This window comes from Promicromonospora sp. NPDC059942 (assembly GCF_042731755.1).
Lineage (GTDB): Bacteria > Actinomycetota > Actinomycetes > Actinomycetales > Cellulomonadaceae > Promicromonospora.
In genome coordinates this window covers 237,309-257,468 of sequence record NZ_JBHWLR010000003.1, presented here as the reverse complement: position 1 = coordinate 257,468, position 20,160 = coordinate 237,309, and the positions used below count along the sequence as shown (strand labels likewise).

General features: G+C 72.0%; 18 protein-coding genes. 14 read left to right on the top strand and 4 right to left on the bottom strand.

All coding sequences use genetic code 11. The features are described 5' to 3' along the window. Positions 1 to 13: 13 nt before the first annotated feature. Positions 14 to 757, bottom strand: a complete 744-nt coding sequence (locus ACFV9Q_RS06255; RefSeq protein ID WP_377233651.1) for an AAA family ATPase — start codon at positions 755 to 757, stop codon at positions 14 to 16. A gap of 445 nt (positions 758 to 1,202) precedes the next feature. Here ACFV9Q_RS06255 and ACFV9Q_RS06250 point away from each other — a divergent pair, with 445 nt between their 5' ends. Further along, positions 1,203 to 2,456: a hypothetical protein gene (locus ACFV9Q_RS06250; protein ID WP_377233650.1), complete on the top strand. Its 1,254-nt coding sequence runs from the start codon at positions 1,203 to 1,205 to the stop codon at positions 2,454 to 2,456. Here ACFV9Q_RS06250 and ACFV9Q_RS06245 read toward each other — a convergent pair. After that, complete coding sequence (locus ACFV9Q_RS06245; RefSeq protein WP_377233649.1) at positions 2,446 to 3,351, bottom strand: aminoglycoside phosphotransferase family protein; 906 nt, start codon at positions 3,349 to 3,351, stop codon at positions 2,446 to 2,448. The genes ACFV9Q_RS06250 and ACFV9Q_RS06245 overlap by 11 nt on opposite strands. A 135-nt stretch (positions 3,352 to 3,486) precedes the next feature. On the opposite strand from ACFV9Q_RS06245, the gene ACFV9Q_RS06240 reads away from it, so the two are divergent. From ACFV9Q_RS06240 to aroQ, 12 genes are all read left to right on the top strand, one after another. Continuing rightward, the gene (locus tag ACFV9Q_RS06240) at positions 3,487 to 3,951 is read left to right on the top strand and encodes a helix-turn-helix transcriptional regulator (RefSeq protein ID WP_377231275.1); all 465 of its coding nucleotides are present in this window, start codon (positions 3,487 to 3,489) and stop codon (positions 3,949 to 3,951) included. Positions 3,952 to 3,956: 5 nt separating this feature from the next. Continuing rightward, positions 3,957 to 4,388: a VOC family protein gene (locus tag ACFV9Q_RS06235; protein ID WP_377233648.1), complete on the top strand. Its 432-nt coding sequence runs from the start codon at positions 3,957 to 3,959 to the stop codon at positions 4,386 to 4,388. Positions 4,389 to 4,601: 213 nt separating this feature from the next. After that, entirely contained in the window at positions 4,602 to 7,088 is a 2,487-nt protein-coding gene (locus tag ACFV9Q_RS06230; protein WP_377233647.1) for an ATP-binding cassette domain-containing protein, read from the top strand. Between the two features lie 89 nt (positions 7,089 to 7,177). Then, positions 7,178 to 8,128 (top strand): carbohydrate ABC transporter permease, encoded by a 951-nt coding sequence (locus ACFV9Q_RS06225; protein WP_377231103.1) that lies wholly within the window; start codon positions 7,178 to 7,180, stop codon positions 8,126 to 8,128. Between the two features lie 16 nt (positions 8,129 to 8,144). Then, positions 8,145 to 9,044, top strand: coding sequence for a carbohydrate ABC transporter permease (locus ACFV9Q_RS06220; RefSeq protein WP_377233646.1), 900 nt, complete (start codon positions 8,145 to 8,147; stop codon positions 9,042 to 9,044). Positions 9,045 to 9,087: 43 nt separating this feature from the next. After that, positions 9,088 to 10,722, top strand: a complete 1,635-nt coding sequence (locus ACFV9Q_RS06215) for a beta-xylosidase (RefSeq protein WP_377233645.1) — start codon at positions 9,088 to 9,090, stop codon at positions 10,720 to 10,722. A 195-nt stretch (positions 10,723 to 10,917) separates the two neighbouring features. Next, positions 10,918 to 11,973, top strand: a complete 1,056-nt coding sequence (locus ACFV9Q_RS06210) for a LacI family DNA-binding transcriptional regulator (protein WP_377233644.1) — start codon at positions 10,918 to 10,920, stop codon at positions 11,971 to 11,973. A gap of 122 nt (positions 11,974 to 12,095) precedes the next feature. Continuing rightward, a complete protein-coding gene (locus ACFV9Q_RS06205) occupies positions 12,096 to 13,025 on the top strand; it encodes a sugar phosphate isomerase/epimerase family protein (RefSeq protein WP_377233643.1) in 930 nt (309 codons plus the stop codon). Positions 13,026 to 13,070: 45 nt separating this feature from the next. Next, complete coding sequence (locus ACFV9Q_RS06200) at positions 13,071 to 14,813, top strand: dihydroxyacetone kinase family protein (protein ID WP_377233642.1); 1,743 nt, start codon at positions 13,071 to 13,073, stop codon at positions 14,811 to 14,813. Next, the gene (locus tag ACFV9Q_RS06195; RefSeq protein ID WP_377233641.1) at positions 14,813 to 15,316 is read left to right on the top strand and encodes a ribose-5-phosphate isomerase; all 504 of its coding nucleotides are present in this window, start codon (positions 14,813 to 14,815) and stop codon (positions 15,314 to 15,316) included. The genes ACFV9Q_RS06200 and ACFV9Q_RS06195 overlap by 1 nt, the downstream gene beginning before the upstream one ends. Positions 15,317 to 15,354: 38 nt before the next feature. After that, a complete protein-coding gene (locus ACFV9Q_RS06190) occupies positions 15,355 to 16,314 on the top strand; it encodes a 3-hydroxyacyl-CoA dehydrogenase family protein (protein ID WP_377233640.1) in 960 nt (319 codons plus the stop codon). Between the two features lie 134 nt (positions 16,315 to 16,448). After that, on the top strand, positions 16,449 to 17,081 hold the full coding sequence (aroQ, locus tag ACFV9Q_RS06185; RefSeq protein ID WP_377233639.1) for a gamma subclass chorismate mutase AroQ: 633 nt from the start codon (positions 16,449 to 16,451) through the stop codon (positions 17,079 to 17,081). Here aroQ and ACFV9Q_RS06180 read toward each other — a convergent pair. Further along, on the bottom strand, positions 17,015 to 17,473 hold the full coding sequence (locus tag ACFV9Q_RS06180; protein WP_377233638.1) for a methylglyoxal synthase: 459 nt from the start codon (positions 17,471 to 17,473) through the stop codon (positions 17,015 to 17,017). The genes aroQ and ACFV9Q_RS06180 overlap by 67 nt on opposite strands. Positions 17,474 to 17,518: 45 nt before the next feature. Further along, positions 17,519 to 19,012: an MFS transporter gene (locus ACFV9Q_RS06175; RefSeq protein ID WP_377233637.1), complete on the bottom strand. Its 1,494-nt coding sequence runs from the start codon at positions 19,010 to 19,012 to the stop codon at positions 17,519 to 17,521. Between the two features lie 101 nt (positions 19,013 to 19,113). On the opposite strand from ACFV9Q_RS06175, the gene ACFV9Q_RS06170 reads away from it, so the two are divergent. Then, complete coding sequence (locus ACFV9Q_RS06170; protein ID WP_377233636.1) at positions 19,114 to 20,007, top strand: helix-turn-helix transcriptional regulator; 894 nt, start codon at positions 19,114 to 19,116, stop codon at positions 20,005 to 20,007. Positions 20,008 to 20,160: the final 153 nt, after the last annotated feature.

The following is a 20,160-nucleotide window of genomic DNA, read 5'->3' as shown; positions in this document are numbered from 1 at the left end:
GCACTGAGATGAGCTAGGCCGCGCAGGGGTTGGCGCCCCGGGCAGCGGCCGGCGCCGGCTCCGGGCGGCTCGCCGCCACCACGACCGAACGCCGCCGCACCAGGTCCCGCACCTGCCCGAACGCGTCGCACCGCTCCATCAGGTGCACCGCCGACCACGGGCCCCGCGGCCCGCCGGCCGCCGCCGCGAGCAGCGAACGCTGCGCCGTCCACCGCTCCCAGTGCCGCACGAACTCGTCCGGCTGCACCACACGGCCCCGGTCCAGCTGCCCGTCCAACGCTTCCGCCAGCGACACGTCCACGGCCACCAGCACCGGGTCCCACCCGCACAGCCGCGCCAGCAGGCCCAGCAGCTCCCGACGGCGCTCGCGGGTGGCGGTGTCGTGCACCAGCAGGGGCCGGCCGGAACGGGGCCCGGCCAGGAGGTACAGCACGGTCGCTACGGCGTGCAGGGTGTGCGCCACCCAGCGGTAGGCGCCGTACGGCACCCAGGACGGCAGGCGGGCGGCGATCCGACGCCGGTAGCGGTCGGGGTCGAGCACCACCGCGCGGGGGACGTCGGCGGCGACGTTGGCCAGCAAGGTGCTCTTGCCGGCGCCCGGGACACCGCCCACGACGATCATCAGGGGGCCGGCGGGGCCGGCGGCGGGACGGTCGACAGCGCGGTCAGGAACGGGTTCCGGGGCGTGGCCGCGAGCGCCGTCCGCGGGGTCGGGGGAGTCGGGGACAGGACGCAGGAGTGGGGCGGGTGTTGTCACGTGGTCCTCCATACGTAGGGGGCCGGGTGAGCAGCATCGCGCGAGCCGATCCAGGATCACCGGGAGCGCCCTGAGAGGGTGCTGTACCGGGTTCGCGGACCGGGATGTCGAGCCAGGGAATTTGGGGTGCGCCGACGCACGTCAAGGGTTGGGGAGAGCCCTGGGTCACAGACATCGGACAGTTGCTCATTGCTGCTTCCATAACGTGCGGCGAGGCCCGATTTGTTCCCGATCGGACGCTCCTACCTGCGGTGTTCCCACGGAGCTGGTGTGGTGTTCCTGCGGTTGCCCCGGCCGCGGTCCACGCGGGGAACCCCGCCGAGTTCACCCGGTCCCGCCGTCCCGTACGGGAGCGGCCCGGGCTAACCTCGGCTGGGAAACCGCAGGGAGCACCGCACGGAAGACCGCCGGCAGGACGACGATGCCCCGAGGAAGGCGAGCCCGGATGCGACGACGAATCGTGGGCGCCCTGGCAGCAGCTCTGGTGCTGGCGGCGACACCCCTGCCGGCGTACGCCGCACCTGGCGACCCCGCCCCCGGCTGGCCCACGCAGCGCAGCGGTGGCGCCTGGTCGGCGGCGGTCTCCCAGTCCGGTCGGGTGCACACCGTCGCGCACCCCGTGCCGGGCGAGGGTTCCGAGGTGATCAGCCTGAGCTCGACGTACAACGGGACCTGGCCCGCCCCGACCGAGATCCCCGGGTACGGCGGCAGCGTCCGTGCCGGTTCCGGTGCCTACGGGATCGCCGTCTCCTCCGGGCCCGACTCGTTCCTGGTGTCCCGCGAGTTCGTCGGCGGACAATGGGCCGCGCCGGAGACGATCGGCGAGCTCGACTACGCCACCAGTTTCGTCACCAACGCCGACGGTGACGCCGTCGTCGTCTGGCGTGCTCCCGACGGCCTCATGGCGGGCCTCCACCCGCGGGGCGCGACCTGGACGACCCTGCCGGTCACCGGTGTGCCCGACAACGGGTACTTCGCCGCGACCATCAACGACGCCGGCAAGGTGACGGTCGTCTGGGCCGAGGCCACCGGCGCCACCACCCAAGCTGTGCGGCGCACCGTGCTCCGCCCTGGTGCCACCACCTGGACCGCACCGCAGACCCTCGGCACCGTCTCGCCGGCCGGCGGGGCGCCCCGCATCGTGACCGACGGCCAGGGCCGCGAGACGATCACCGCGGGCGACAAGCTCTGGCGTCAGCAGACCACCACCTCCACCCCCGCCTACGCGTTCGCCGTGGGGCAGGACGCCCAGCTCGCCGCGGGCACCACCGACACCCGCGTGGTGTGGCCCTACCGGAACGGTCGCTACCTCTCGGTCCGCACCCGCCACTTCGCGCAGACCTCCGCCGGCGAGGGCTGGGGGTCCACCACCACCCTGTGGGCCAAGAGCTACGCGGCAGGCGTTCCCCTCCTGTGCCGGGAGCTCGTCAACATCGGCGTCGGTATCGCACCCGCTGGACGCTCCTACGTCGCGTTCGGTGTCGTCGCGCGCGGCGGCTGCCCTCGGAGCACGCTGCGGCTGGTCACGCTGGACCGCACCAGCACCCCGCTCAACGACGTCGTCGTCAGTTCCTACGGCTACGGCACGACGCCCGAGGTCGCCGTCAACGCCCGCGGCCCGGTCGCCGTCAACTTCCAGGCCGACGGCGCCGACAACGGCTGGGGCGACACCAACTACCTCCAGTTCTTCAGCCGCTGACACGCTCTCCGAAGTACCGGGCGGCGAGATACCGGGCCCGCCGACGGATCCGGTCGATACCGTCCGGACCGTTGTAGGCCGCGTACGGCGGCCACTGGAAGACCAGGATCGCGAGCTCCTCCAGCGCCAGGTCCCTCCTGAGCTCGGCGGGGTCCCGCGGGGCGCCCGTTCGCGCACACTGCGCCAGGTATTCCTCCACGAGGGCGGCCGGGACACCGATACCCGACGGGGTCGCCCGGACACTGAGCAGCGCGAGGTCCGACGTCGCCCGCCCGACGCCGGACGCCTGCCAGTCGCAGAACACCAGAGCGTCCTGCCCGCCGGCCGTGCGGTGCACGACGTTCGCCGTGTGACAGTCACCGTGGACGAAGACCGGCGACACCGTCCGGAGCCGGTCACGCAGCCCGCTCCGGGAGTCGAGCAGGTCATCGAGCCGCGGAAGATGCGGCGACCAGAACTCGACGACCTGACCGAGATCCGGGACCGCGAGCGCCGACAGCAGGTCGTCGCGGCGTCCCCAGTCGCCCGCCGGCAGGGCCATGCCGTGCAGCCGGGCCAGGTCACGGCCGAGCACCCGCCACCTGTCCCGGGACCAGGCAGCGACGTCCAGCGGTTCGCCGGCGTCCTCCAGCAGCAGCGCGACGCCCTCGTCGACGACCAGCGCGTCCAGCAGCGCAGGCGTGCGCACGGGCGCGGCAGGTGCCACGCTGCGGTAGAACCTCAGCTCCCGCTCCGCCTCGGCGCGGGAGCGACCGACGTCGGCCGCCGTGACCTTCAGGTACGCCAGCCCGCCACCGGTCAGCACCACCCGATGGATGCCCGCACCCGAGCGGGCGTCGACGGGCGATGCACCACCAGACAGGCGCACGTCGAACTTCTCGAGGGCCGCGGCCAACACATCCAACACATCCTGTTGCGACAGGTCTCGCGCCGGCGGAAGCATCTCGTCAACGTACATTCACCCACTGACACGCCGGGAAGAGCGCTGTCGGCCGCGAGCAGGGCGGCACGGCATGGCAGCATCGCCTGCGTGACGAGCAACGCTGCCGACCCCGAGCACCTGCGCACCCTCGCGCTCCTGCGCCGCGTGCGCGACCGCATGGACCGCGAGTACACCCAGCCCCTGGACGTCGCAGCGCTCGCGGCCGGGGTGCACATGTCGGCAGGGCACCTGTCGCGCCAGTTCAAGGCCGCCTACGGGGAGTCGCCGTACAGCTACCTGATGACCCGGCGGATCGAGCGCGCCATGATGCTCCTGCGCCGGGGCGACCTGAGCGTGACCGAGGTCTGCTTCGCGGTGGGCTGCTCGTCGCTGGGCACCTTCAGCACGCGGTTCACCGAGCTGGTCGGGGTGCCGCCGAGCGTGTACCGCGCCGACCCGGTGCTGGCGGGCGCGCAGGTCGACACGGCGGGTCTGCCGGCGTGCATCGCCAAGCAGGTGACCAGGCCCGTCAGGAATCGAGAAGCGCAACCCCCGGGTCCGGACCTAGCGTGATCGTCATGAGCACACAGACGAGCAAGAGCACGGGCCTGACGATCCACCAGACGTTCCTGCCGCACACCGACCCGGAGGCGTCCCTGGCGTTCTACCGGGACGCGCTGGGTTTCGAGGTCTTTCTCGACGTCGGGCAGGGCGCCATGCGCTGGATCACGGTCGGACCGGCGGACCAGCCGGACACCTCGATCGTGCTGACGCCGCCGGGGGCCGACCCGGGTGTCACCGAGGACGAGCGCCGCACGGTCGCCGAGATGATGGCCAAGGGCACCTACGCCGCCGTCATCCTGGGCGCCACCGACCTCGACGCGGCGTTCGAGCAGGTGCAGGCCAGCGGCGCCGAGGTCATGCAGGAGCCGGTCGACCAGCCGTACGGGTTCCGCGACTGCGCGTTCCGCGACCCGGCGGGCAACACCGTCCGCATCAAGCAGCTCTGAGCGACGCACTGTGTGCGTCCCCGGACTGGCGGCCTACCTCCGGGCGGCCGAGACCCACCGCCCCGACACCGCGCTGATTCCCACCGAGCCGACTCACACCGCGCTCACTGACACCGCGCTCACTCACTCCGAACTGACCGACACCCGACCGTCCGAGGGACCCCGGCCCGCGCTGGTGTCCGCCTCAGGTACCACTGCCACGGAAGGCCGAGCATGAACACGGCGAGCACCACCACCAGCACCACTCCCGCCCGCACGACCGCCGACACCGTTGCCGGCACGGACGCACCGTCGTCCGGGGTCCACCCGGCGGACACCCACGACCTGATCCGGGTGCACGGCGCGCGGGAGAACAACCTCAAGGACGTCGACCTGGAGATCCCGAAGCGCCGGCTGACGGTGTTCACCGGCGTCTCGGGCTCGGGCAAGAGCTCGCTGGTGTTCGCGACCATCGCCGCGGAGTCGCAGCGGATGATCAACGAGACGTACAGCGCGTTCGTGCAGGGCATGATGCCGTCGCTGTCGCGGCCCGACGTCGACCTGCTGGAGGGACTGACCACCGCGATCGTCGTCGGGCAGGAGCGGCTGGGCGCCAACCCGCGCTCCACGCTCGGCACCGTGACCGACACCAACGCGCTGCTGCGCCTGCTGTTCAGCCGCCTGGGCACGCCGTCGGCCGGCCCGGCGGTCGCGTACTCGTTCAACATCCCGGCCCGTACCGCCAGCGGCGTGATGACGTCGTCCACGGGCGAGAAGCAGATCGTGCGCGAGGCGACGTACCACGGCGGGATGTGCCCACGCTGCGAGGGCCGGGGCACGGTCTCGGACATCGACCTGAGCGAGCTCGTCGACGAGGACAAGTCGCTCAACGAGGGCGCCATCACGGTGCCCGGGTACAAGGCGGGCGGCTGGTCGGTGCGGTTCTTCACGGAGTCGGGGTATCTCGACGGCGACAAGCCGATCCGCGACTACAACGAGACCGAGCGGCACGACTTCCTGTACCGGGACGCGACCAAGCGCAAGATCGGCGGCGCCAACCTGACGTACGAGGGCCTGGTCCCGCAGGTGCGGCGCTCGATGCTCACCAAGGACCGCGACGCCCTGCAGCCGCACCTGCGCGCCTTCGTGGACCGGGCGGTCACCTTCATCACCTGCCCCGACTGCGGCGGCACGCGCCTGGCGCAGGCTGCCCTCGCGTCGAAGATCAAGGGCGTCAACATTGCCGACGCGTGCGCCATGCAGATCGGCGACCTGGCCGACTGGGTGCGCGGCCTGGACGAGCCGTCCGTCGCGCCGCTGCTGGCCAACCTGCAGCACCTGCTGGACAAGTTCGTCGAGATCGGGCTGGGCTACCTGTCGCTGGACCGGCCCTCGGGCACGCTGTCCGGCGGCGAGGCGCAGCGCACCAAGCTGATCAGCCACCTCGGCTCGGCGCTCACGGACATCACCTACGTGTTCGACGAGCCCACGATCGGCCTGCACCCGCACGACATCCAGCGGATGAACGGCCTGCTGCTCCAGCTGCGGGACAAGGGCAACACCGTGCTGGTCGTGGAGCACAAGCCGGAGACGATCGCGATCGCCGACCACGTCGTCGACCTCGGTCCCGGCGCGGGCAGCGACGGCGGCACCGTGTGCTTCGAGGGCACCGTCGAGGAGCTGCGCTCCAGCGGCACGCTGACCGGGCGGCACCTGGCGGACCGGGCCTCCCTGAAGGAGTCCCCGCGCGCGGCCACGGGCGCCCTGGAGATCCGCGGCGCGAGCACCCACAACCTGCGCGACGTCGACGTCGACGTGCCGACGGGCGTGCTGTGCGTCGTCACGGGCGTCGCGGGGTCGGGCAAGAGCTCCCTGATCCACGGCAGCCTCGCGGGACGCGACGGCGTCGTCGTGGTGGACCAGTCCGCGATCAAGGGCTCCAGCCGCTCCAACCCCGCGACCTACACCGGACTGCTGGAGCCGGTCCGCAAGGCGTTCGCCAAGGCCAACGGCGTCAAGCCCGCGCTGTTCAGCGCCAACTCCGAGGGCGCGTGCCCCACCTGCAACGGCGCCGGCGTGGTCTACACCCAGCTCGGCTTCATGGACACCGTGGCCACCACGTGCGAGGAGTGCGAGGGCAAGCGGTTCCAGGCGGCGGTGCTGGAGTACAAGCTGGGCGGCTCGGGCGAGGGTGGGAAGGACGGCGGGGCCGACGGCGGCAAGAACATCGCCGAGGTGCTGGCGATGTCGGTCGCGGAGGCCGAGGAGTTCTTCGGGTCCGGTTCCGCCCGGGTGCCGGCGGCGCACAAGATCCTGCAGCGCCTGGCCGACGTCGGGCTGGGCTACCTGAAGATCGGGCAGCCCCTGACCACGCTGTCCGGCGGCGAGCGCCAGCGCCTCAAGCTCGCGACGTTCCTGGGCGAGGACGGCGGCGTCTACGTGCTGGACGAGCCCACGGCGGGCCTGCACCTGGCCGACGTCGAGAACCTCCTGGCCCTGCTGGACCGCCTGGTCGCGTCGGGCAAGTCGGTCGTGGTCATCGAGCACCACCAGGCCGTCATGGCGCACGCCGACTGGATCATCGACCTGGGTCCCGGCGCGGGGCACGACGGCGGCCGGGTCGTCTTCGAGGGCACGCCCGCCGACCTGGTGGCCCGGGCCGAGGCGGGCGAGCCGACCCTGACGGGCCAGCACCTCGCCGACTACGTCCGCACCCCCTGACCTGCGCGGGGGGGGGGGGTGGGTGGGGGGGGGGGAGGGGTGGCCCCCCCCGCCGGACGACCTGACCCACACACGAGAAAGGACCAGTTATGAGCGCGACGGAGCGCTTGACACGCCCTGCGGCGTCGAGCATGCCCCTGCCCGGCGGGGAGCCGCAGCAGTACCGGCGGCGACGCACACGACAGATCGGCTGGGCGTTCGTGGCGCCCTTCGGCATCCTGTTCGCCCTGGTGTTCATCGTGCCGATCACCTACGCCGCGTACCTCAGCCTCTTCCAGGACCGGATGGTGGGCGGATCGTCGTTCGTCGGCCTGGCCAACTACACCAAGCTGTTCGGCGACGCCCAGTTCTGGGACGGCGTCTCCCGCGTCGTCTGGTTCACGCTGATCCAGGTGCCGATCATGCTCGTGCTGGCCCTGGTGCTGGCGCTCGCCATGGACTCGATGCGGCTGCGCGGCATGCGGTTCATGCGGGTGGCCATCTTCCTGCCCTACGCCGTGCCGGCCATCGTCTCCACCCTGATGTGGGGCTTCATGCTCGGCGTCCGCTACGGGCTCTTCGGGAGCATCAACGGCTGGCTCGGCACCGACATCGACCCGTTCCGGCCGAGCACGACGCTGATCTCGATCGGGATCATGGTCACCTGGGCCTTCACCGGGTACAACATGCTGATCTTCGACAGCGTCCTGAAGGCCGTGCCGCAGGAGCTGTACGAGGCGGCGGCGATCGACGGCGCGGGGGAGTTCCGGAAGATCCGGGCGATCAAGCTGCCCGCGTTGCGCGGTTCGCTCGTGATCACCGTCATCTTCTCGATCATCGGGACGTTCCAGATCTTCAACGAGCCCCAGATCCTCCCGTCGATGGTGGCCAACAGCGGCATCACCACCTACTACACGCCCAACCTGTACGCGTTCAACCTCGCGTTCACGGGCTCGCAGCAGGGCTACGCGGCCGCTCTCGCCCTCGTCATGGCCGCGTTCACCATCGCCATCGCGTACGCGGTCCAGATCCGGGGCATGCGCCATGCCCTCGACCAGTAGCAGCCGGAGACCCCTCATGACGACCACCACTGCCGGTGTCCCGCGCCGCGGGCGCCTGCACACCCTCGCCAACCCCCGCAAGAGCGGCACGCTGACCTTCCTGACGGGGCTGTTCACCCTCTACTGCCTGGTGCCGCTGATCTGGCTCACGATCAACTCCACCAAGTCCCAGGCCGACTTCGTCTCCAGCTTCGGCTTCTCGTTCGGCCGGCACTTCGCGCTGTTCGACAACATCGTCGAGGTCTTCACCTACGACGGCGGCATCTTCACGCGCTGGCTGCTCAACACGGTGCTGTACGTGGTCGTCGGGGCGGTCGTCTCGACGTTCCTCGCCGCGCTCGGCGGGTACGCCCTCGCCAAGCTGGAGTTCACCGGCAAACGGGTCTTCCTGTTCGTGGTGCTCGGCGCCATCTCGGTCCCGGGCATCGCCCTGGCCATCCCGCAGTTCCTGCTGTTCGCCCAGCTCGGCCTCACGAACACGCCGTGGGCGGTGCTGATCCCGTCGTTCCTCAACCCGTTCGGGCTGTACCTCATGTGGGTGTTCGCCACGGAGGCCGTCCCCACGGGGCTGCTGGAGGCCGCGAAGATCGACGGCGCGGGGGAGTTCCGCACCTTCTGGCAGATCGCGCTGCCCATGCTCGTCCCGGCGACCGTGACCGTGCTGCTGTTCTCGTTCGTGTCGATCTGGAACAACTACTTCCTGCCGCTGATCATGCTCAAGGACCCCGACTGGTACCCGCTGACCGTCGGCATCAACCAGTGGAACAAGCTGGCCTCCACCGCCGGGAACGGCGAGCTGCTGCAGAACCTCGTCGTCACGTCGTCGCTGCTCACGATCATCCCGCTGATCATCGCGTTCATCTCGCTGCAGCGCTTCTGGCAGTCCGGCCTGAGCCTCGGCGCCGTCAAGGGCTGACGCCGTCAGGCCCCCACGTAAAGCGAAAGACAGAAGGAGAACCTTGGACACCCACACGACCCCCGGCCTGACGATCGACGGCGAGGCGACCACCGCCGTCCCGCTGCGGCACATCTGGAACGAGTGCGTCGGCGCCGGACGGGCCAACGAGGCGCTGCGCGCCGACTGGCAGGCCCACTTCCGCGAGGCGGTCACGCGGCTGGGGGCGCGGTTCGTGCGCTTCCACGGGCTGTTCCACGACGACATGTTCGTCTACCGCGCCGACGACGGCGGCGGGTTCGGGCCGCCCGTCCCGCTCGACACCCCCGTGCACACGTTCAGCTACGTCGACAAGGTGTTCGACTTCATCCTGGAGACCGGCGCGCGCCCGTTCGTCGAGCTCGGCTTCATGCCGCGCGAGCTGGCCACCGAGACCGAGACGCTGTTCTGGTGGAAGGCGCACTGCAGCCCGCCCAAGGACATGGCGCGGTGGGTCGAGCTGGTCACCGCGACCGTGACGCACTGGATCGAGCGGTACGGCCTCGACGAGGTCCGGCAGTGGCGGTTCGAGGTGTGGAACGAACCCAACCTCGTGCCCCACTTCTGGACCGGGACGCGGACCCAGTACTTCGAGCTCTACGAGGCCACGGCCCTGGCGATCAAGCGGATCGACCACGAGCTCAAGGTCGGCGGACCGTCCACGAGCGTCTTCGTGCCCGACGACCGCTACCGGGGCGAGTGGGAGGACCGCTCCGTCGAGCACGCGACGGCCGAGGCGGAGGACGTCGACGCCCTCGACTGGCGGCCCGTCTGGATCGAGGAGCTCATCGACTGGTGCGCCGCGCGCGACGTACCCGTCGACTTCCTGTCCACCCACCTCTACCCGACGGACGTGGCCTTCGGGGCCAACGGGGAGATGCGCCACATCCGCCGCCACGTGGACGCGACGTACGACGACCTGGTCGCCCTCCGCAAGCTCATCGCCGGCAGCCCGTTCCCCGACGCCGAGCTGCACATCACCGAGTGGTCGAGCTCGCCGTCCAGCCGCGACGCGATCCACGACACCCTGTTCGCCGCCACCTACATCACGCGCGCCTACCTGCGGTGCGCGGCGCTCGCGGACTCGGTCTCGTACTGGACGTTCACCGACGTGTTCGAGGAGGGCGGCGCGGGCATCGGTCCCTTCCACGGCGGGTTCGGGGCGGTCAACGAGCAGGGCCTGCACAAGCCGACGTTCCACGCCTTCGAGATGCTGTCCCGGCTCGGCGACACGGTCCTCGCCGCCCTGCCGTACGGGACGATCACGCAGGACTCGGCGACGCGCGAGGTCTCCGCCGTGTTCTTCAACTACCCCGACGACATGGGCCGCCGGGGGGTCGGGTCCGAGCTCACCTACGCGGCCACCCGCGTCCTGGCGGAGCGGGGTCCCGTCCGGCGGGTCCGGCACACCGTCGAGGGGCTTACGCCCGGTGCCGTGTTCACGGTCGAGTCGATCGACTGGGACCACGGCAACGTGGCCGAGGCGTGGCACCGGATGGGGGAGCCGCTCAACCTCACCCGCGAGCAGACGGCGGAGCTCCGGGACAACGCCGACGCGCTGCGGAGCACGACCGTCACGGTGTCCGGGGACGGGGTGCTCGACCTCGACCTCGAGCTGCCGGCGTGGTCGGTGCTGTCGATCGCCCCGGCGCGCGGCTAGAGCGGTGCGGGGCGGTGCGGGGCGGGCCGGCGGTTCGAAAACTTTCGGAGCGTCGACCCCGTCCCGCCCTGCGGCAGGCCCGGATTTCCGGGAAAAGTGGGCCGGATTCCCTGCTCGCCCGGAGCCGGTGCGCGGGCAGGGCATCTTGTACTTTTCGGAGACAGGCGATAAAACGGTCGGAACGAGGAGGCAGCCTTGACGAAGAAGACCGGGCCGGCACGTCCCAACCTCTCGGCCGTGGCCGCGCACGCGGGGGTGTCCACCGCCACGGCCTCGAAGGTCGTGAACGGGCGACCGGACGTCGCCGAGGACACCCGGGAACGGGTCGAGACGGCGATCACCGCGCTCGGGTACCGGGGGCCGTCCCGGACCACCACGGCGCACACCGTCGAGCTCATGGTCGACACCCTGGACACCACCTACGCGTCGCAGATCCTGCGCGGCGTGGTGCTCGCGGCCGAGGAGCTGGGGCTGGAGGTCGTCGTCGGGCGGGTGCGCCGCAGGTCCGCGAACGGGGTGCCGGAGTCGAGCGCCGCCTGGGCCCAGCGGCTCGCCGCCGCCGAGCGGGTGGGTGCGATCGTGCTGACCTCCGGGCTCGGTCCGGACGTCTACGCGAGCCTCGCCCGGGCCCGCGTCCCGCTCGTGGTGATCGACCCGCTCGACGTCACCGAGGAGGGCGTGGTCTCCGTGGGGTCCACGAACTGGCTCGGCGGGCGGAGCGCGGCGGAGCACCTGGTCCGGCTCGGGCACCGGCACATCGCGGTGGTGGCCGGACCGGCGGAGTCCCTCAGCGCCGTCGCGCGCCTGGACGGCTTCATCACGTACTGCCGGCAGCAGGGCGTGGAGGTCGAACCCGACCTGGTCCGTCCGATCCGCTTCGACCACGACCAGGCCGTCCAGGTCGCGGAGCGGTGGTTCCAGCGCCCGGACCCGCCCACCGCGGTCTTCGCGGGCAGCGACGCGCAGGCGATGGGGGTGCTGGAGGCGGCCCGGCGCGCCCGTCTGCGGGTCCCGGACGACGTCAGCCTCGTGGCCTACGACGACACACCGCTCGCGTCGTGGGCCAACCCACCGCTGACCGCCGTCCGGCAGCCGCTGGAGGAGATCGGCCGCCGGGCCCTGCACACCGTGCAGCAGCTGCACGAGGGCAGGCCCGTCGACTCCCACCACATCGAGATCGCCACCACGTTCGTCGTCCGGGACTCGACCGCCGCGCCCCGGGCCGAGCTGCTCCGGGACCCGCGGGGCTGAACCACCCGCGGGGCCGGGCTGCTGCCGGCCGTGCCCCGGCACACCTGCACCACCCGCCGGGCGATCCGCCCGGCGGCCGAACCACGATGCCGCGCGGCATCGCAGATCGACGGAGATCACACATGCGCACAGCCGAGAACTGGCCCATCGCAGCCAACATGCTGTCCTTCGGGTCGACGACGGCGGACGGCACCCCCAACGTCGACGCCCCGGCCGAGTCCTGGCGCGACCAGCTGCAGCAGGTCGCCGACCTGGGCTTCGCGCACGTCGACCCGACCGACGCCTGGCTGTCGATCGGCGAGCTGAGCGACACCCGGTTCGCCGAGCTGCTCACCGTGCTGAAGGAGACGGGCCTGTCGGTCCCGTCCGTGTCCACCACCCGCCGCAGCGTCATCGACGCCGGGCGGGGCGAGGACTACCTGCGCTTCGGCCACACGATCATCGACCGCGCCCCGGAGCTCGGGGCCGAGGTCGTCAACTTCGGCTTCATGCAGGCGCTGAAGCCCGCCCAGGAGAAGGCCCTGTGGTTCTGGCTGGCCGAGGGGCACCACGACGACCTCGACGACAAGGACGCCTACGACCTCGCCGTGCGCCGCATCCGCGAGCTGGCGGACCACGCCCGCGACCTCGGGGTCCAGGTGAGCCTGGAGATGTACGAGGACACCTACATCGGCACCCCGGACCTCGCGGTGCGGTTCGTGCACGACGTCGACCGGGACAACGTCGGCATCAACCCCGATCTCGGCAACCTGGTGCGCCTGCACCGGCCCATCGAGGACATCCCCACGATGTTCGAGAAGGTGCTGCCGCTGACCAACTTCTGGCACATCAAGAACTACACGCGCGACGAGGACCCGACGACGGGCTCGTACGCCACGCACCCGACGCCGCTCGTCCAGGGCGTCGTCAACTACCGCGCCGTGCTCCGCCGCGCCCTCGACCTGGGGTTCGAAGGTGTCTTCGTGTGCGAGCACTACGGGTCGGACAGCCTCGGCGTCGCCGCCATCAACCGCGAGTACATCCGTGACGTGCTCCGGGGCGCCGGGCGGTGACCCTCGTCAGCAGCAACCAGGTCCCCGAGCAAAGGTGCAGGTGAGATGACCTACGTCCACAACAGACCGGAAGACTTCGTCCCCGAGGCCCTCCGCGGCCTCGTCAAGGCCCACCCCGGCCGGCTCCGCCAGGTCCCCGGCGGGATCGCCCGCGCCGAGGGCACCCGCCCCGGCAAGGTCGCCGTCGTCGTCGGCGGGGGATCGGGCCACTACCCGGCCTTCGCCGGGCTGGTCGGCGACGGCCTGGCCGACGCCGCCGTGTGCGGCGACATCTTCACGTCGCCGTCCACCCGCCAGGTGCTCGACGTGTGCCGGGCCGCCGACGCCGGCGCCGGCGTGTTCGTCACCTTCGGCAACTATGCGGGCGACGTGCTCAACTTCGGCGCCGCGGCGAGCCGCCTGCGGGCCCAGGGCACCGACGTCACCATCCTCCTGGTGACCGACGACGTCGCGTCCGCCCCCGCGGACCGGGCCCACGAGCGACGGGGCGTGGCCGGCGACCTCGTCGTCTTCAAGCTCGCCGGGGCCGCCGCCGAGGAAGGTGCCGACCTCGTGGAGGTGAACCGCCTCGCCGCTCGCGGCAACGAGCGCACGCAGTCCTTCGGGGTGGCGTTCGACGGCTGCACGCTGCCGGGCCACGACCACCCGCTGTTCAGCCTGGAGCCGGGGACGGCCGGCTGGGGGCTCGGCATCCACGGCGAGCCCGGCGTCGGGGAGGAGGCGCGGCCGACGGCGGCGGCGCTCGCCGCCGAGCTCGTCGACCGGGTGCTCGCCGAACGACCCGCCGACGCGGACGGGCGGGCCGCGGTGCTGCTCAACGGCCTCGGCGAGGTCAAGTACGAGGAGCTGTTCGTCCTGTGGGACAGCGTGCACGACCTGCTCGTGGAGCGTGGGGTCACGATCGTCGCACCGCTGGTGGGCGAGTACGTGACCAGCCTGGACATGGCCGGCTGCTCGCTGACCGTCACCTGGCTCGACGACGAGCTCGAACGCCTCTGGCTCGCCCCGGCGGACACCCCCGGGTTCCACCACGGCGGCTGGCGCCCCGCGCAGGCCCCGGTGCCGGTGGCGCTCACCACCGAACCGGAGACCGAGCTGGTGCGCGCCACCTCGCCGGAGGGGATCGCCGCCGCGGGCACGGTGGCGGGCATCCTGCGCCGGGCCCAGGGCGCGCTCCACGACGCCGAGCGGATGCTCGGCGACCTCGACGCGGTGGCGGCGGACGGCGACCACGGCCGGGGCATGTGCCGCGGCATCGACGCCGCCGTCGGAGCGGCCGACGCCGCCCTCGCGGCCGGGGGCGACGCGCCGTCCGTGCTGCGCCGCGCGGCCGACGCGTGGGCGGACAAGGGCGCCGGGACGTCGGGGGCGCTGTGGGGCGTGGGCCTGCTCGCGCTGGCCGACGAGCTCCCGGCGGACGCCCCCGTCACCCTCGGCCACCTCGTGGCGGGGATCACCGCCGCCCGGGACCAGGTGCAGGAGGTCGGCGGCGCGCGCGTCGGCGACAAGACGATGGTGGACGCGCTGCACCCGGCCGTCGAGGCGCTCACCGCGGCCGTCGGCGCGGGCGCCGGACCCGCCGACACCTGGCGCGCCACGGTCGAGGCCGCCCGCGAGGGCGCCGCGTCGACCGAGAACATCGCGGCCCGAAGGGGCCGCGCGCGGGTGCTCGGGGACAAGAGCCTGGGCGTCCCGGACCCGGGGGCGACCTCCCTCGCCCTCCTGCTGGGCGCGGCGGGTGCCGAGGTCGGCATCCCCACGCCCACGACCTCGAAGGTGGAATCCTGATGGTGGACGGCCTGCGACTGGTGATCGGCTGCGACGACGCCGGGTACGAGTACAAGGAGATCCTGAAGCGGGACCTGGAGGCGGACGAACGGGTCGCCTCGGTGGTCGACGTCGGCGTCGGCAGCGACGAGCACACGGCCTACCCCTACGTCGGCGCCGCGGCGGCCCGACTGGTCGGTGCCGGCGAGGCGGACCGGGCACTGCTCGTCTGCGGCACGGGCCTCGGGGTGGCGATCGCGGCCAACAAGGTGCCCGGCGTGCGCGCGGTGACGGCGCACGACTCCTTCTCGGTCGAGCGCGCGGTGCTCTCCAACGACGCCCAGGTGCTCTGCTTCGGCCAGCGGGTCGTGGGCATCGAGCTGGCCCGCCGGCTGACGCGCGAGTGGCTCGGCTACCGGTTCGACCCGGAGTCGCCGTCCGCCCCCAAGGTCATGGCCATCGGGGAGATCGAGGACGGGGCCGCAGGGAGGGACCCGGCGCCGAACCCGGCGTCGTGCGGCTGACTGCTGTCGGTAAACGTTTCAGATCGGGAAAGGACATCATGATCACGAGCATCAGCTCGGTCGCCGTCGTCGGGGCCGGGTACATGGGTGGGGGCATCGCGCAGTCGTTCGCGCTCGCGGGCCTGCCCGTCGTCATCGCGGACGTCTCGGCCGAGGCGACGCAGACCGCGTACGCCCGGCTGCTCGCGGAGGCCCGCGAGTTCGAGGACGTGGGTCTCTACGACGCCGGTGCCACCGAGACGATCCGCGCCAACCTGACCACCGCGGCGTCGATCGAGGAGGCCGTCGCGGATGTCGACTTCGTCGAAGAGGCGGTGTTCGAGTCGGTCGAGGTCAAGCACGACGTGCTCGGCCGGATCTCGGGGGCCGCGCGCGCGGACGCCATCATCGGCAGCAACACGTCGACCATCCCCGCGCGGGTGCTGGTCGAGGCGGTGACGAACCCCGAGCGGTTCCTCACCGTGCACTTCTCCAACCCGGCCCCGTTCATCCCGGGCGTCGAGCTCGTCCTGAGCGAGCGCACCGACCCGGAGGTCGTGCCGGTCGTGCGCGAGCTGCTGGCCCGGGCCGACCGGCAGGGCGCTCTCGTGGCCGACGTGCCGGGGTTCGTCCTGAACCGCCTGCAGTACGTGCTGCTCAAGGAGGCCATGTCGATCGCCGAGGAGGGCATCGCGTCGCCCGAGGACATCGACACGGTCGTGCGCACCACGTTCGGCTTCCGTCTCGGGTTCTTCGGGCCGTTCGCCATCGCCGACCAGGCCGGGCTCGACGTCTACGCCGGCGGGTTCCGCACGTTCGAGGAGAACTTCGGCGAGCGCCTGGCGACGCCCGACCTCATCAAGGATGCGGTGGCGGGCGACCGCAAGGGTGTGAAGAACGGCAGGGGGCTGACGCGGGACTACACGCCGGAGCAGGTCAAGGCTTTGGTCGCGTACCGGAACAAGGCCTACGGGGAGATGGGCAGGCTGCTGCGGTCCCTCGGCCCCGCGCCGGCCTGACGAAGCCGCCCGCGCACGGGCCGGATGCCTGGATCGCCCAGGTAGCCGGCCCGTGCGAGGGCCTTGCAGCAGCTAGGCATGTAGACTGACTAGTAACTCTACTGTTCGCCCAGCTTCGTCGAGGAAGTACAACCATGCCTTCTCCCGAGAATCCGCGGCTCAGCCACCTGGCCGAGACCCTGACGGACCTCGTCGTCGAGCGGCTTCTCCTGGCGGACGGGGTCGCGGTGTCGAAGTTCCTGACCGGCTCGCCCGTCGACGACCCCGCGCGCGAGGAACGGGTCCTGGAGGACGTCCGGAACAGGGCCGGCACGGTCGGGCTGGACCCGGATGCCGCCGTGGCGTTCTTTCGTGACCAGTTCGACGCGAGCAAGGTGGTGCAGGCGGGGCTCTTCGCCCGCTGGGCCGCCGATCCGGACGGCGTGCCCACGACGCGCCCCGACCTCGACAGGATCCGTGACCGCATCGATCTCCTGACCGCGCGCCTGCTCCAGGCGCTCGGAACTGCCGAACGCCCGGTTCGCACCTCAGCCGTCCGCACAGAAGGGCTCGCAGAGACCAGCCATCCGGATCGGCTGGACGCGCTCCACCGGCACGCGCTCCAGATCGCGACACGCTCCGTCCGCCACCGGGCCGCGCCTCCGTCTCGGCCCTCGGTCACGACCGACGCGCCGGCGCGGAGCTCCTGTGCTGTGGCTCCTCAGGTCGGGGACTCCGCGGTCCGGTCCCAGCTGCGTGGTGTCAGGTCGGGCCGACGGCTCTCGTAGTCGCTCGACAGCAGCGGGGACGAGATGATCATGTCGGCGGTCGCGACGTTGCAGGCCATCGGGACGTTCCACACGGCACCGATCCGCAGGAGCGCCTTGACGTCGGGGTCGTGCGGCTGTGCCTCGAGCGGGTCCCAGAAGAAGATCAGCATGTCGAGGCTGCCCTCGGCGATCCGGGCGCCGATCTGCTGGTCACCGCCGACCGGGCCGGACAGGAAGCGGTGCACCGGTAGGCCGAGCTCGTACTCAAGCATGGTCCCGGTGGTGCCGGTCGCGTAGAGCTGGTGCTCGGCGAGGGTGTCGCGGTTGTACTCCGCCCAGCGCAGCAGCTCGACCTTCATGTTGTCGTGGGCGACCAGGGCGATGTGGCGTTGCCTGCGATCGGGGTTCATGGGACCACCTCCGTCCTTGCAGTATCGCGGCAACCGCCCGTGGCGTCAGTGGGCACGACCTGTTTCGACGACGGCAGCCTGGTCACGTCCGGGTGGTGTGGCGGTCGTACCGGGCAGCTTGAGCGCGGCGGCGATCACCAGCGCAGCGATGAGGCAGACGGCGGCGTTGGCGCCGACGGCGAGCCGGACGCCGTCGAGGAGGCCGGTGTCGAGGAGGCCGGTATCGAGGCGACTCGCGACGACCGCCGACATCACGGGGGTGCCGAGCGTGATCCCGACCTGCTGGCTCATGCTCACCAGCCCGGTCGCCAGCCCCTGGCTGGCGGTGGGGACGCCGGCCGTCGACGCGACCGTGTAGCCGACGATCGCCACGAGGTTGGCCACCCCGCCGACGAACGTGAGCAGTAAGAGCGGGACCACCCAGGCGTGCGACCGGTCGACGAACGCCAGGGGAGCCGTGGCCGCGGCCTGGACCAGGAACCCGAGGACGATCACCCGCTTGGCGCCGGCGCGCCCGATGAGCCCGGGCGCGAGCAGGCCGCCCACGACGGTACCGACACCGAGGACGGCAAGCATCAGCCCGGCGGTGACGGAGTCGAAGCCCAGGAGATCCTGCAGGTAGATGGTCAGGAGGAAGACCAGGGACGTCTCCGTCGCGAAGGCCAGCAGCCCCGCGGCGTTGCCCCACGCCACGTTCCCGCGGCGCAGCAGGTGCGGCGCGACCAGGGGAGCGGGGACGCGGTGCTCGACCACCCAGAACAGGCCCAGCAGCGCGACCGCGCCGACGAGCGGGGCCCAGGCGGCCGGGTCCGACCAGCCGACCTCGCCCGCGCTGCTGATGCCGTAGACCAGGGAGAGGAGCGCCAGGGTCACCAGGAGCGCACCGGGCGCATCGAGGCGGGGCCGGTGGCCGGCGGGCCGTTCCCGCAGCACGAGCGGCGCGGTCACCAGCACGGCCACGGCGACGACGACGTTGACGAAGAACGCCCACCGCCAGCTCGTGGTGCCCGTGAGCACGCCACCGAGGACGGCGCCGGTGGTGAACCCCGCTGCCATGAGCGCGCCGTTGAGGCCGAGGGCGCGGTCGCGGGCGGGCCCCTCGGCGAACATCGTGGCCAGCAGGGACAGCGCCGCGGGGGTGACCATCGCCGTCGCCAGGCCCTGGGCGACCCGGGCGCCGATGAGCGTCGCCGGGTCCTGCGCGAACCCGCCGAGCAACGACGACAGCCCCAGGACGACGATGCCGACCAGGAAGAGGCGACGGCGGCCGAACAGGTCGGCGACCCGGCCGAAGAAGAGCGTGAACCCGGCCGCGCACAGCGCGAACGACGTCACGATCCACTGCAGCTCGGCGGTCGCGAAGCCCAGGTCGTGCCCGATCCGCGGCAGGGCCACGTTGAGGATGGAGAAGTCGACGGCGAGCGTGAAGTTGGCGGTCAGCAGGACGGCCAGGGCCAGTCGCTCTGCCGTGGTGAACCGACCGACCGGGGTGCTGCGTCTCTCCGTCGTGCGCTGAGTGTGCTGAGTGCTCTGAGTCATGGGTCGAGCATCGGAGCAGGCCGGAGCACGGACCAGACCCCTGCGTCGCCTAGCACTGCCAGGGACAGGCTCGCCCTGCCCGGGTGGGGGAGCATGGCGTCGTGAACGATTCCGCATCGAGCGACACCCACGGCATCGGTGAGCTGGGCGAGTTCCTCCGCTCCCGCCGCGACCGGGTCGGTCCCGAGGAGGTCGGTGTGCGTGCCTACGGACGCCGCCGGGTGCCCGGCCTGCGGCGTGAGGAGCTGGCCCAGCTCGCCGGCGTCTCGGCCACGTACTACACGCGCCTGGAGCAGGGGCAGTCGCAGAACGCCTCCGACGCCGTCATCGAGGCGCTGGCCCGTGCGCTGCGCCTCGACGAGGACGAACGCACCCACCTGTTCGCCCTGGCCCGGCCGGCCTCGGGCAAGCGGCGGCCCGTCCTGATGACCGAGGAGCCCCAGGCGGGTGCCGTCCGGCTCCTGCACGCGATGCGCGACGTGCCCGCGCTCCTGCTGGGCCGGAGCAACGACGTCCTCGCCTGGAACCACGTCGGACACCTGCTGATGGCCGGGCACCTGGACGTCGCCGCGCCGTCGCGCCCCGATGACCGGCCCAACCAGCTCCGGATGCTGTTCCTCGACCTGCACACCCGGGAGCTGCACCGTGACTGGTACGAGGAGGCGGCCGTCGCCGTGGCCTCGCTGCGCTACGTCGCCGCACAGTTCCCCGAGGACCGCGGCCTCATCGAGCTGGTCGGGGAGCTCAGCGTGCGGAGCGCGGACTTCGCCGGCCTGTGGGCCGGGCAGACGGTCCGCCTGTGCACCAGCGGCACCCGGCGCCTCCACCACCCCGTGGTCGGCGACCTCGATCTCGAGTACGAGGTGCTGCACCTGCCCGAGGGCCACGGCCAGCGGATCCTCACGCACACCGCCGCGCCGGGCAGCGCGTCCGAGGCCGGGTTGCGTCTGTTGCTCGACGCCTCCGGGGACGAGCGCCTCCCGCCGGCGTCCTGACCCGCGACCTCCCCGGGGGCTCGACCGGCCCGGGTTGTGGACGGTTTGTTGATCGCGGCGTGCGGCCCGCTCCAGTCCCACGTCACCGGACCGACGAAGCGGGCAGTGCGGGTACACCACCCGTCCATCCGAGATCCCTAGCGTCGTGCCGGG